The sequence below is a fragment of the Methanobacterium alcaliphilum genome (genome assembly GCF_023227715.1).
Classification (GTDB): domain Archaea; phylum Methanobacteriota; class Methanobacteria; order Methanobacteriales; family Methanobacteriaceae; genus Methanobacterium_E; species Methanobacterium_E alcaliphilum.
The window spans coordinates 34,883-48,103 of the sequence record NZ_JALKIF010000014.1 but is presented as its reverse complement, the minus strand read 5'-3'; the positions used below and the strand labels follow the sequence as shown (position 1 = coordinate 48,103).

Genomic DNA, 13,221 nt, shown 5'->3' with positions numbered 1-13,221 from the left:
TTATATAATAACCTAATAGAAAGTTCTTGTCTGTTTATTTCATAAAAAGAAATAAAAAATTCACTCCAGAAAATCAATGGAGCGACCTATCTTCATTTCAATTGCTTTTTCATAAACCGTCCAGGATGTGGCAATGTCCTGAACTGCCAGTCCTGTGGAATCAAATATGGTAATTTCTTCATCAGATATTCTGCCTGGGTTTTTCCCTATTATAACATCACCCAGATTACCTGCTAAATCCTGTTCCTGGAGCAGCCCCCTGCTAAATGGAACATTTATCTCTCCGCTGTGACTGGCCTGATCCCAGTTGTCAATGAAAACTCTTGACTTTAAAACTAATTCTGTTTCTAATTCTTCTTTTCCAGGTGCATCAGCCCCCATGGCATTTATATGGGTTCCTGGTGAAATCCATTCAGTTTTAATTACAGGGTGATCTACAGGTGTCACAGTCACAACAATGTCTTTGTTTTCTACAGCTTTTTGAGGAGAATCTACTGCTTTTACTGGGATATCGTATGTTTCAGACATTTTCTTAGCAAAGGCCTCTCTAGAAGAGCAGGTACGACAGTAAACTTCAGCTTCCTGAATATCTATTACTTCATTTAAGGCCATAAGTTGAGTATAAGCTTGTTTTCCAGCACCGACAAGCCCCAAAGTTTCTACATCTTTCCTTGCTAAGTATTTGGCAGCAACTCCTCCTGCTGCACCGGTTCGCATATTGGTAATCCAGGTACCGTCCATAATGGCCAGGGGGAAACCGGTTTCAGGATCCACTAATTCTATCATAGCCATTACCGTGGGTAAATCCTGTTTTTGGGGATTGGTGGGATGTACATTAACACATTTCACTCCGGATTCCCCCAAGTCCTGCAGATAGCAGGGCATAATTCGCAAATCCCCTTTTTCAAAAAATAAATATTCTTTGGCAGGCATCTGAACTCTTTTGTGGGCGTGTTCGGCATATGCCATTTCAACAGCATCTAAAACTTGATCCATCTGGATAAGTTCTTTTATTTCACTTTGGGTTAAAATTATAGTTTTTTTCATTGATGCACCTGATTTTTTTATCCAATCAGATATCTTAACTTCACTATTTTTACTAATCCCATTTCCACAATCCTTAAACTTAATTCAAGAATTTTGATGAAATCTTGTTGGTACTTTATAGGCAGTTTCCTACTTAAATGTTACTATTTGTGTATAATAATTCCTATTTTGTGAAATATTTAATATCTAAAATTAATCAACTAGAAACATATTCAAATCATAAATGGAACATTGGATTTATATTCTCCATATTCTGGATATTCTATTGTAATTTCTTTTTCTTCCTTTTTACAAACATCTAAATACTTATAAATCAATATGGGTGCAAATATTAAAGTTAATGGTGTAGGCCAACCAAAAAACCACCCTAAAATAATCAGTATGAATCCTAAATACTGCGGATGTCTGCTGTACTTATAAATTCCTCCGGTAACTAACCCGTGGTCTTTAGAATGGATATAAAGAGTTATCCAGGCCAGTAAAATTAGTATGGTCCCTATTAATATTAAAATAGAACCATAAATCATGGCCATATCAAAACCCAAACCCACCCCTAGAAAATTAACTTCTAAAACATTAGGTGGTAGTTGTGTTCCAGGGGTAAAAAAATATTTAGATGCCAGTAGGATTGTCAGTGGTATTCCATACATTTCCACAAATAATGATATAAAAAATGCCACCACCAGCCCGTATTCTAACCAACCGGCTTTCCGGCGAAATGACAGTGGAATTAAAAATGCGACAAATAACAATATAAAAAACAGAACAATTTGCCATTTTTGAGTAACCACGGCAGTTATCACGTTACTGGTCAAATAAGCGTAGAAATGTATGTAGAATTCTTGGAACCAGAATAATGGTATCAAAAAGAACATTAACAATATAATTCGCGGAATAATATTTTTTAAGGAGTTCATTTTTCCAGTACCATTATAATCTTTTAAATTAATGAGATAATTATATTCTAAATGAACTTCTATTTTTATATCATTGGATAATATAATATCTGTATAATATCTCAAATAGTAAATTTATAAAGAGTCATGTTAGTAACTACATTAGTAATAAATCATTGAAATAATGATGTTATACGTTATATTCACGTTTATATGGTTCATGAAATAAGTACTGTTAGGATTTTGCATGGACTTTCTTTTAAATGAATAATCGGGTGTTATTATGAATCTCCTGGAAAAATGTAAATCAATTAAGAATCATGAAATTACTGCCATAGATAATTTAAATGGATATGTTAAAGTAATTGAAGAAAAAAATCCGGACATTAATGCATTTCTAGAGATAAATCATGAAAAAGCCTTGAAAACGGCTGAAGAGATTGATTCTAGAATAGAAAATGGCGATAAAGTTGGAAAACTGGCAGGTATGGTCATTGGTATCAAAAGTAATATTAATGTAGAAGATTTCATCATATCTGCTGCTTCCAATACGTTAGAAAATTATCAGGGAAGTTACGATGCCACAGTCATAAAGAGAATAAAAGAAAACGATGGAATAATCATTGGAATGACTAACATGGATGAATTCGCAGCAGGAAGTTCCACTGAGTCTTCTTATTTCGGCCCAACAGATAATCCTACAGCACCGGGCCGTATACCTGGTGGGTCCAGTGGTGGAAGTGCGGCTGCCATTGCTGCTGAAATGTGTGATCTGGCATTAGGTTCTGATACTGGTGGATCAATTCGAAATCCGGCATCCCACTGTGGAGTCATGGGATTTAAACCAACCTATGGTGGAGTTTCCAGGCAAGGTCTTCTTGATTTAGCCATGAGTCTTGACCAAATAGGTCCTTTGGCTCGAGATACTTCGGGAATTGCTTTAATGTTAGATGTAATATCTGGAATGGATCCTAAAGAGTGCACTACTTTGGACTGGGAAGTACCACAGTTCACTTCCCTTGTGGAAAATGGTGAAGATTCACTAAAAGGAATGAAGCTGGGTGTAGTAAAACAATTCCAGGAAGTCACAGATGATGCAATAGTTAAAATTATTGAAAAATCCATTGATAAAATGAGCGATATGGGTGCAGAGGTAGTGGAATTAAGCTTTGATAATATTGATTTATGCCTACCTACTTACTACCTCATAAACTATGTGGAATTTTTCTCAGCCACCCGTAAATATGACGGCCGAAAATATGGATACAAAATAGAGGATGTTTGTGGTGAAGAAGTACTGCGAAGAATTCATATGGGTTCCTATATAAGTCAACAAGAATTCAGTGGAAAATATTATAAGAAGGCCTTACAGGCTAGATCCCTCATCCGGAAGGAAATAACCCAATTATTAAATGGAGTAGATGTCATTGTGAGCCCTACAGTTCCTAAATTACCACACAAATTAGGAGATACTTTAGAACCAATGGAAATGTACGCCTATGATGTATTGACTGTAATTGCAAACTTAGCAGGAATACCGGCATCCAGCCAAAAAGCAGGGGATGTAAATGGAATCCCTGTCGGATTACAAATGCAAGCAAAACCTCTGGACGATGACAAGATAATCCATGCTATGGCCGCATTGGAATCATCCTCTTAATTATTTTTTTAATTATTTAAATCTTAGTCAAATTTTCTTATTTAATTAAATGAGTTATGATAAAAGGCTGAAATCATGAAGATTGGACTAGTGCATCTTAAAGGAGCAGTCCCGGCATTTGAAAATTTTGGACACCTCCCCACTCATATAGTTGGACAAAACGGCATGGTTGAAGGGAATAACGCTCATAAAGTTTTAGATGGGTTAATAATTCCTGGTGGGAGTATAGTTGAATCAGGAAGTCTCACACCGGATTTGGCAGATGAGATAAAGAAGATGAATAGTCAGGGGAAATTCATTTTAGGAATATGTTCAGGGTTCCAGGTTCTTGCAAAAGAAACCGATATCGGTCGCAAATCACCTTGCCCAATAATAAAAGAAGGTCTGGGACTTTTAGATGTGAATTTTCAGCCCATGATCAGCAATGACCAGGTAGAGGCTAGGATAACAGATGAATCGTTTTTAACCCAGGGTTTGGTGGGTGAGAACATCAGTGGGTTCCACTGCCACACTTATGGTAAAATAGATGGTGATGCTGATCCTGTATTTTATTCCCATATTAGGCGGGTAAATTATACGGATGATCCTCAAGAAGTACTGGCAGGGGTTAAAAATCATGAAGGGAATGTTGTAGGAACCATGATTCATGGTTGCCTTGATAAAAACCCGCCACTGGTGGATAACATCCTGAATTACATTGATGCCAGTGAACAGGATAAGCTTCAAATAAAAACTGATAATCAGGAACTTTTAGATAGGTTAAAAGGTGAACTGGGTATAGGTACTGGGATAACTGTTCCTCCTTATAATAATACTTCAAAAAAACTTCCTTTGATGATCATGGTGGGAAGTACAGGTTCTGATTCGGGTAAAACATTTTTAAACACAGGACTTGCAGGGGCGCTGCGTAAAAAAGGACTTAAAGTAGGGATATTAAAAGTAGGCCCAGATATAAGGGATATCGTACCTGCTCTATATTTAATTAAAGAAGAGATGGAACCTCATTCATCAATAAAAATTGGAAATCTGGGATGGATGGACTTAGAAAATGTTTTAAAAAGTTTAAGTTCCTATGGTTATGATATAGTCCTTATTGAGGGAGTCATGAGTGTTTTCACAGGCATTTTAAATGAAAAAACTCCTTATTCATCTGCAGAAATTGCCAAAGCTGCTAATATTCCTATATTATTAGTTTCCGGCTGCAGTAAAGGAGGCATAGAAACAGCATCAGTGGATTTAATCTCTCACGCCATCATGTTACAAAAATTAGGCTTAAGTGTGCCGGGAATTATTTTAAACAGAGTTTATGATCCTGTAATATTTGAAAAAGCAGCAGAGTTCATTAAAAAATCTCTGGATGTAGAAATGGTAGCCAGTGTTCCTAAGGTTAAAATGGTTGAAAGGGGTAGCACTCCCGAGGTTGAAATCAAACTAGAAGATTTCTGTTTAGCTGCTCTTGAAACAGTTGAAAAATATTTGGATGCTGATGAAATATTAAAAATGGCTAAAACTCCACAATTTGGGAAGTATATGTCTATTGGCGATTTAGATAAGAAATTTGGTTCTTTTAGATAGTTAAATATTATATTTTAATTATTTGGCATATCTAATACTTTTTGAAAGTTTTAGACTATAGTCTAATAGATGATAAGTGAAAATTGATTTTGACTGTTTAGTTGGTAAAATTTTTGTATTTAATTAAATCATCAAAAATAAAACTGAAAAATTGTTTTGTGAGATAAGGTGAATGGGCCAATGGTTAGGTATTTAAAAGTAAAAATTAGAAAAAATATTTTTATTTTAAAAAATAGGGTTAAGTTGATTAACCCTCAAAATTGCCCTGTAATTCAGAATCTTCGCAATATTCTTCCCCATTCTGGATGATTATACCATCTGAGCCAATGTCATAAGTTAAAAACTGGGTAGGGGTTTTAGTACTCCTCATTTTTATTATATCCATAACTCTTTCCCGGCGTCCAGTATACGGGTTCTCCCTTCTCACCAGTTTAATTGCACCATAAACTGAGAAAAGAGCCAATTCATTGAATTCATTGGATGTTGCACTATCCAGTATAAGGACAGAGGTAATTCCTCTCTGTTTTAATTCATATACCAAAAGATCGAACTGATTTCTAAAATCATAGGGGGTTAATTTAGCAGTATATCCACCTAAACTGTCTATTATCACTACTTCAGTTTCGGGAGGTATGTCATGGAGTATTTTGGTGAAGTTACCTTTCATGGGATCCATATCCATACTTATCTCAGCCTCTGTGATTCTAGCCCTAATACCGGTTAATTCTACGAAAGTCAATAAACCTTGTTCTTCTAATTCTTGAGTGTTCCATCCAAATGAATTTGCCTGAACATGTAAATCATATGAATCTTCTTCTGCAGTTATATATGCGGTTGAATAACCGGCTTCACAGCTACTTATTGCAAATTTAAGACCAAAGATTGTTTTTCCACACCCTGCATCTCCAGTAATTAGCACGGACCTGCCATAGGGAAAGCCTCCCAAGGCATCATCTAATCCACCAATACCAATTTGAATTCTATCCATAAATACTTCCTCCATCTGATAAAATTAATTAGAATTAAAAAATTATTTATTATTAATACACATTATTATTTTGATCAATAGTTAATCAGTTAATATTATAATTTTATCTCCTTATTAAAATATTAAGCTAAGTTTAAATTAATTTATAAAATTATTAAAATATTAAAAAAATGAGAATTAGAATTTATAAACCTTTAAATTCTTTATATGCCTCAATTAAGTCAGCACCATTTAAAAAAACCAGACCATGTTCTTCTGCGTATTTTCTAGCATCATCAGTACTTAGTGAACCACCAGTAACATCGTCCATCATTTCACAGCACACTGCGACTTCTGTCAAACCGGCCATTTCCATGAGGGCTATGCTCATTTCGGTATGGCCCTTTCTTTTAAGGACGTGGCCTTCAGCGGCTCTTAAGAGCGTAACATGTCCTGGAGCTCTGAATAATTTTCCTAATTCTTTCTGAGTCCCTTTTTTACACATTAAGCCTAATTCTTTTATGGTGAATGCACGATCGTTGTCTGTAACTCCGGTGAATGTTTCGCGATGATTTAGAGTTATAGAAAATGCTGATTTTTCATCATATGGGATGTCTGTAGGGGATAATTCACTTAAAACTGGATATTTTTCTGCAGCGGCTTCCATTATGTCTGTCATAAAGGGTATTCCTAATTTATCTGAATTTTCTGAAGATAATGGTACGCAGAAAAGACCTCCTGCATCATTTCTCATTGTGGTCATGTGTTGAGGGGTCATAAATTCCGCTGCGACAATCATATCAGTTTCGCGTTCACGGTTATCGGCGTCAAATACTAGTACTATTTCACCGTTTTTTAATGCTTCTAAAGCTTTTTGAATCATGTAATCACTACCTGGATATATTTTAAAAAGAAATATCACTCTTTTATATTTAATGTCACACTATCGCCATCCCTTAAATGAAGAGATTTACGGAGACCTTCAGCGGCAACGAACTCTAAAAACTCTTCTGGATGAGTTGTTTTGGCTGGAAAAATGATAGCGCCTTTCACATTGTCCTGTAAATTTGCTTCAACCAACAAAACATTTCCAAAACCTTTTGAACCTTTTATAACTTCTGAATTTTTATTTTTAATTGAATGGATTTTATCTAAATCTTCTTTTTCAATTAAAATATTTAAAGTTCCCTTAAATGGAATAAAACCTAATTTATCTTTAAATTGGGATGTATATATGTCTTGTGACATGAAATACTCTCCTTTCCCTGATCCGGAAGTAATGAGACCATTTATTTTCATCATAATTCCTCTCTATTTCTATTATATTAAAATATTAATCTGGTTTTAGGTCCGTAAAACTCAGAAATTATTTATTTTTCCTATTAAAGTTCGCAATAATCAATTATCCGCACTAACTGTTTAAGATGTGGGAGTATGAAACTACTTACTCATGGCATGATATGTATAAGTTTCTATCATTAATTTTTACTAGTACTTGAAGTTTTATTATAAATTAAATCATCCTAATAATTTTTTAAATACTTTAAATCAGATTACAAACTAATGTTGAGAATATAGGCCCCCTAATATCAATTTCTTTATTATTTCCGGTTATATATTTCATAGCCACATTATCCAGCTGCAAATTTATATCTGAAAGGGAACGTGCAATGGTGCTTCTAATTGTAATTTCATTTCTTCCACTCACCACCATTTCTTCAATTTTGTAAGCAGCATCAGCGGCTAAAGATTCAATATAACTTATATTTGTAGGGATTCCTTTATTCAATGCATCTCTTATAAGTTCATTTTCCATTTTTCCTTCCATAGGAACTCCCACAATATTTCCATTATAAATATATATTTCATTGCTGGCTGCAGGTCCTAAAAGCTTAGTATTCTCCTCTTCTTCAACAGCTTTTAGATTGATTGGTTTGCCTAAAAATTCTCCTTCAAATATTTTAAATTCACAAGGGGATTCTGCAGATGCATTTTCTTTCCAGGCTTCTAAAATGCGGGTCATTAATAACTTCCCTTCTTCTGTCACAGGATAATAATTAATACGAAGCATGGTGGCTAAATCTCTATCTGAAAGTGATAATTTACGGTATATTTGGGGGTAAACCATCTCACGAATATCATTTTCTTGATGCAGCACCATAGCTATTCTTTCTGCACCTACTCCCAAATTCATCACTTCTTGGTCAATGCCATATTTTGCCAAGGCAATGGGCGAATAAAGTCCAAAAGTCGCGATTTCTACCCAATCTTTTAAGCGGGGATGATAACCATAAACCTCAGTTTGAGTTTCAGGTATGTAATATTTTGATTTTTTTTCGTCTGGAATGAATTTAAACTTGGAAAACCCAAAGTATTCCAATAAACTTTCTGAAACTGCTTTGCCCACATCTAAGGAGACATTCTCATCAACTATTACACATGATGCAGAGTGATAGGTCATAAGATGGCTGGAATCTTCTCTTTGTTCTCTTCTAAAACAACGATCAATTGAAAAGAGCTTCAATGGCAGTTGGGAGTTATTGTGGATGTTTTGCAGTGAGATAAACCAGCCAGAAGTCATGTGTGATCGGAGGGTGGTGCGGCTGGGCACGGGCTGCAGCTGATGAATTTCAGGGAAAACTCTCTCAAGAATCCTTAACCCCATATCGTCCTGTATTTCTAATGCATTAGAAACATCATGAACTAAATCGTCACCGGAGACATCTCCTTTTTTATACCCTCTAAAAACATCTTGCAGATTTTTCAGTAATTCCTCGTTCACATTCACGCCTAGACTTTCTATTTTTTCTATTTTATCCATTCCCAGTCCAATATCTGGCCGTGGCAGACCGGCTAGATAGAAACAACGGTCCAAAACTGCAGGAGCCTCTGGGCCGAACTGCTTGTAAACATGATCTTCTTCAATAAAAAGAGGATTTACAGTTTCTTGAAATCCTAATTGGAGATATGCTTGTCTAATTTCCCATATAGTATCGTATAATGTGTGAGTTTTCCCGGTGCAAAATCTTAACCGGGGGTACTGTTGATCATGGTGAGGGGGTTTCAAAAGTTTACCACTTTCAACCCAGGCCTTCTCAAAATCTTTTTTAGCAAGTTTAATAATCTTTTTCTTATTCAATTTATGCCTCCAAGTATTTTTAGAGTACCCATCGTAAAATTTAGAATTTTTATCATTTTGTATTTATTTATCTTTATTTTATATATTGGATAATGTTTAAAATTTTTATTTGGTTTTATTTATATTGATAGGATGCTCCATTTAGAGAGAATATTTAAGAATATTTTTTTAACAAAGGATGAAACCATAAAATTATAATAATCATGATAAGCAATTTCAAAACATGGAAAGCGAGATATATCAGTGTGATGTTTTAATCATTGGGTCTGGAGGAGCTGGCTGTAGAGCAGCTATAGAAGTTTCTAAATATAATTTAAAACCTATTATTATTTCTAAAGGATTATCTTTTAAATCCGGTTGTACAGGAATGGCTGAAGGGGGATATAATGCGGCTTTTGCATTTGTAGATAGTGATGATAATCCGGATATTCACTATGAAGATACTTTAAAAGGTGGGGGATTTCTTAATGATCCTGAATTGGCCAGAATATTAGTGGACGAATCTTCAAAACGATTGGTAGATCTAGAAAACTTTGGGGCCCTTTTTGATCGTCAAGAATCTGGAGAATTAAATCAGAGACCTTTTGGGGGCCAGAGATATAGGAGAACCTGTTTCCAGGGCGATAGGACTGGTCATGAAATGATTACGGCATTAAAAGAGGAAATAATTAAGCAGGGAATCGAAACTTTGGATGAGGTAATGATAACTGCTTTGATTTTGGATGAAAGTGGAAAAAAAGTTCAAGGAGCCGTAGGTGTATCACTAAAAGATTCTAGACTAATGATATTCCGGGCAAAATCAACTATTTTGGCTGCTGGTGGTGCTGGACAAATTTATCCAGTGACTTCTAACACTATTCAAAAGGGGGGTGATGGTTTTGCATTGGCTTGGAATGCTGGAGCCGATTTAATTGACATGGAACAGGTGCAGTTCCACCCTACAGGGATGGTATATCCTGATTCTCGAAAAGGGGTTTTAGTAACCGAAGCAGTTCGTGGAGAAGGAGGATTATTGCTTGATAAGGATGAAAACCGTTTCATGGGCAATTACGACTCTCGCATGGAATTAGCTACTAGGGATGTGGTTGCTAGGGCTATTTACAATGAGATAATGGAAGGAAGAGGTACAGAAAATGGGGGGGTATTTCTGGATGTAACTCACCTGGCCCCTGGGTTAATAGAAGAAAAACTGGAAACCATGCTGCTCCAATTTTTGGATGTGGGTGTGGACATTCGAAAAGAACCAATGGAAGTAGCTCCCACAGCTCACCACTTCATGGGGGGAGTTAAAATTGATAAAGATGGCAAAACCACTCTTAAAAATCTTTTTGCAGCAGGCGAGGTTACTGGGGGAGTGCATGGTGCTAACAGGTTAGGTGGAAATGCCCTAGCTGACACCCAGGTTTTTGGGCAAAGAGCAGGGGAATCAGCTGCAAAAAATGCTCTAAAATCAGATGATGGATTGAACAAGGTATTCATTGAAAGAGAAAAAAATAGGATAGAGGGTAAAATCAAAAAAGGAGATATTTCTCCTCAACAAATAAAAAAAGAACTTCAACAAACCATGTGGGAAAATGTGGCCATAATACGAACTGAAATGAGTCTTAGAATGGCTTTAAGGGTTATAAATCAATTAGAATCTCATTTGCAGAATATGGATGTTTCTGGGGAGTCTAAATTTAACAGGGATTTGCAAAATGCGTTAGAAGTTGAAAACATGATTGAAACAGCTAAAATGGTCATCACTGGGGCAGTATTGCGACAGGAAAGTAGGGGTTCTCATTATCGTGAAGATTTCTCTGAGACCCGGGATGACTGGAAAAAGAGTATAGTTTTAAATAGAAATGGCAAAATTGGTTTAATTCCAAGGTAATGAACTATTTTCTGATTTTCTTTTCTTTTTTTACAATTTCTAAAAATTTTTTAAAGTCATTTAAATTATCTAAAACAAAATCCGCACCACTGTCTTCTAATTCATTAATTGAGTATTCTCCGCTGGCAACTCCTATGGTGAGTACGCCTGCCATTATTCCTGCAGCCACATCCAGTGGAGTGTCACCAACAACAAAAATATTGTCTTTATCGGGAATAATCCCAAAATCATTTTTAGCCCTTTTTAAGGCTGTTTTAACCAGATTAGGCCGGTAATAACTGTCACTCCCAAAACCACCCAACTTGAAATAATGCCCCAGATTAACATGGTTGAGTTTAGCATAAGCAATAGTTTCCAGGTTACCAGTTAAAAGTCCCAAAACAACTTTTTTGTTTTCAAGCTCTTTTAGAAGTACTTGACACCCATCCATTACTTTAATTTTATCAAACTTCACATTAGCAATAAAATACTGGGAGAGACAATCAATAAAATCATTCTTCAAGGGACAGATTTCATTTTCATCAAGGCCTTCTTCAAGCAAAACTTCATGCATTATTTGAGGGTCTGTCTTTCCATGATAGTTAATTACATCAACGCAAGTATTTACATTAAAAATTTTTCTAAATGCATGGATAAATGCCTGGTGGTGACACTCAGATCTGTCAATTAATGTTTTATCTATATCAAATAGCACTAACTGCTTCATGAAATAACACCAAACACTTAATTTTCAATGAAGTTGGGATTCAAGTTTTTCAATCTTTAGAAAGCATCTCAACTGCGGCATTTTCAGCGATTTCAATAGCTTGGATTTCAGGGAAACTTATAACTTTTTTATTTTCCATTAAAATTTGCCCATTACAAATAGTGGTGTTAACATCACATCCATTGGCAGAATAAACAATATGGGATTTAGGATGTCTAAATGGAGTAAGATGAGATGTTTTCATATCTAAAAGAATCAGGTCTGCTTTTTTACCAACTTCAATAGTTCCCAGGTCATTTTTCATTCCCAAAGCATCGGCCCCATTTGCAGTGGCCATCTGAAACACTGTTTCTGCAGATAATGCTTCGGGATCCATATTATTGACTTTTTGCAGAAGGGCTGCCAGTTTCATTTCTTCTAAAATGTCCAGATTATTATTAGAAGCAGCGCCATCAGTACCTAGGGAAACACAAACTCCTTTTTTAATCATTTCATCAACTGGTGAAACTCCTGAAGCGAGTTTCATATTACTGGCCGGGTTATGGGATAATTTAACGCCTTTATTTTTTATAATTTCTACTTCTTCTGGAGAAAGATGCACAGCATGCGCTGCCAGAACATTTTCTCCCAAAAAACCAATATCATTCAAGTATTCGAATGGTCGTTTGCCATGTGCTTCTTTCACCTGCTGGATTTCATTCTCAGTTTCTGAAACATGGATATGGATGAGAGCACCATACTTGTCGGATTTTTCACGAACACCTTCTAGAAGTTCTTTAGAACAAGTATATGGTGAATGAGGTCCAAAAGCAACACTTATCCTTCCATCAGCGGCGCCATGGCATTTTTTTATTACCCTTTCAGTTTCTTCAAATTCTGCTTTTCTTTTTTCTCCATCACCTAAATCAATCATGCCATGACTTAAAACTCCTCTAAGTCCGGTTTCCTCTACAGCTCGCGCCACGTCATCCATAAAGAAGTACATATCGTTAAAGGTGGTGGTGCCTGATTTGATCATTTCTATACATGCCAAAAGAGCACCAGCATAACAATATTCTCCATTTAAATGGGATTCCATGGGCCATATGTGTTCATTAAGCCATACATCTAATGGCAAATCATCTGCTAACCCGCGTAAAAGTGTCATGGACAGGTGAGTATGGGTGTTAACCAGACCGGGCATCAAAATTTTATTCTCAGCATTAATTACTTTATCTGCATTAACATCAATTTCATGGGAAATTTCCACTATTTTATCATTTTCAATTAACACAGATCCTTTATTATGATTTCCGCCTAATATTTTAGCATTTTTTATTAAAATAGTCTGAGTTTCCATATTCACCGCCTCTAAATCA

General features: G+C 35.7%; 11 protein-coding genes. 3 read left to right on the top strand and 8 right to left on the bottom strand.

Annotated features, from left to right (window positions below; all coding sequences use genetic code 11):
• Positions 1–60: 60 nt before the first annotated feature.
• Complete coding sequence (gene ala, locus MXE27_RS10320) at positions 61–1,047, bottom strand: alanine dehydrogenase (protein ID WP_248612355.1); 987 nt, start codon at positions 1,045–1,047, stop codon at positions 61–63.
• Between the two features lie 212 nt (positions 1,048–1,259).
• Positions 1,260–1,964, bottom strand: coding sequence for a methyltransferase family protein (locus MXE27_RS10315; protein ID WP_248612354.1), 705 nt, complete (start codon positions 1,962–1,964; stop codon positions 1,260–1,262).
• A gap of 262 nt (positions 1,965–2,226) precedes the next feature.
• On the opposite strand from MXE27_RS10315, the gene gatA reads away from it, so the two are divergent.
• Positions 2,227–3,603: an Asp-tRNA(Asn)/Glu-tRNA(Gln) amidotransferase subunit GatA gene (gatA, locus tag MXE27_RS10310; protein WP_248612353.1), complete on the top strand. Its 1,377-nt coding sequence runs from the start codon at positions 2,227–2,229 to the stop codon at positions 3,601–3,603.
• Between the two features lie 75 nt (positions 3,604–3,678).
• Entirely contained in the window at positions 3,679–5,178 is a 1,500-nt protein-coding gene (locus MXE27_RS10305) for an AAA family ATPase (RefSeq protein WP_282731775.1), read from the top strand.
• A gap of 247 nt (positions 5,179–5,425) precedes the next feature.
• On the opposite strand, the gene MXE27_RS10300 is transcribed toward MXE27_RS10305, so the two are convergent.
• The 4 genes from MXE27_RS10300 to sepS all read right to left on the bottom strand — a co-directional run bounded on the left by MXE27_RS10300 (position 5,426) and on the right by sepS (position 9,284).
• On the bottom strand, positions 5,426–6,166 hold the full coding sequence (locus MXE27_RS10300) for an ATPase domain-containing protein (RefSeq protein WP_248612352.1): 741 nt from the start codon (positions 6,164–6,166) through the stop codon (positions 5,426–5,428).
• 184 nt (positions 6,167–6,350) lie between these two features.
• Positions 6,351–7,028, bottom strand: a complete 678-nt coding sequence (gene ribB, locus MXE27_RS10295; protein ID WP_248612351.1) for a 3,4-dihydroxy-2-butanone-4-phosphate synthase — start codon at positions 7,026–7,028, stop codon at positions 6,351–6,353.
• A gap of 35 nt (positions 7,029–7,063) precedes the next feature.
• A complete protein-coding gene (locus tag MXE27_RS10290; RefSeq protein WP_425438288.1) occupies positions 7,064–7,447 on the bottom strand; it encodes a DUF120 domain-containing protein in 384 nt (127 codons plus the stop codon).
• A gap of 241 nt (positions 7,448–7,688) precedes the next feature.
• Positions 7,689–9,284, bottom strand: a complete 1,596-nt coding sequence (sepS, locus tag MXE27_RS10285) for an O-phosphoserine--tRNA ligase (RefSeq protein ID WP_248612350.1) — start codon at positions 9,282–9,284, stop codon at positions 7,689–7,691.
• A 223-nt stretch (positions 9,285–9,507) separates the two neighbouring features.
• On the opposite strand from sepS, the gene tfrA reads away from it, so the two are divergent.
• Entirely contained in the window at positions 9,508–11,157 is a 1,650-nt protein-coding gene (tfrA, locus tag MXE27_RS10280; RefSeq protein WP_248612349.1) for a fumarate reductase (CoM/CoB) subunit TfrA, read from the top strand.
• Positions 11,158–11,161: 4 nt separating this feature from the next.
• Here the strand turns inward: tfrA and MXE27_RS10275 are convergent, their stop codons facing one another.
• Both MXE27_RS10275 and MXE27_RS10270 read right to left on the bottom strand, forming a co-directional pair.
• The gene (locus MXE27_RS10275; protein ID WP_248612348.1) at positions 11,162–11,863 is read right to left on the bottom strand and encodes an HAD family hydrolase; all 702 of its coding nucleotides are present in this window, start codon (positions 11,861–11,863) and stop codon (positions 11,162–11,164) included.
• Between the two features lie 49 nt (positions 11,864–11,912).
• Positions 11,913–13,202 (bottom strand): amidohydrolase family protein, encoded by a 1,290-nt coding sequence (locus tag MXE27_RS10270; RefSeq protein ID WP_248612347.1) that lies wholly within the window; start codon positions 13,200–13,202, stop codon positions 11,913–11,915.
• Positions 13,203–13,221 lie beyond the last annotated feature (19 nt).

Bases quoted from the DNA above. Each gene is read 5' to 3' on its own strand.
- ribB (WP_248612351.1), bottom strand. From the start codon at position 7,028: ATGATTCAAAAAGCTTTAGAAGCATTAAAAAACGGTGAAATAGTACTA.
- MXE27_RS10275 (WP_248612348.1), bottom strand. From the start codon at position 11,863: ATGAAGCAGTTAGTGCTATTTGATATAGATAAAACATTAATTGACAGA.
- MXE27_RS10305 (WP_282731775.1), top strand. From the start codon at position 3,679: ATGAAGATTGGACTAGTGCATCTTAAAGGAGCAGTCCCGGCATTTGAA.
- gatA (WP_248612353.1), top strand. From the start codon at position 2,227: ATGAATCTCCTGGAAAAATGTAAATCAATTAAGAATCATGAAATTACT.
- MXE27_RS10315 (WP_248612354.1), bottom strand. From the start codon at position 1,964: ATGAACTCCTTAAAAAATATTATTCCGCGAATTATATTGTTAATGTTC.
- tfrA (WP_248612349.1), top strand. From the start codon at position 9,508: ATGGAAAGCGAGATATATCAGTGTGATGTTTTAATCATTGGGTCTGGA.
- MXE27_RS10300 (WP_248612352.1), bottom strand. From the start codon at position 6,166: ATGGATAGAATTCAAATTGGTATTGGTGGATTAGATGATGCCTTGGGA.
- ala (WP_248612355.1), bottom strand. From the start codon at position 1,047: ATGAAAAAAACTATAATTTTAACCCAAAGTGAAATAAAAGAACTTATC.
- MXE27_RS10270 (WP_248612347.1), bottom strand. From the start codon at position 13,202: ATGGAAACTCAGACTATTTTAATAAAAAATGCTAAAATATTAGGCGGA.
- MXE27_RS10290 (WP_425438288.1), bottom strand. From the start codon at position 7,447: ATGATGAAAATAAATGGTCTCATTACTTCCGGATCAGGGAAAGGAGAG.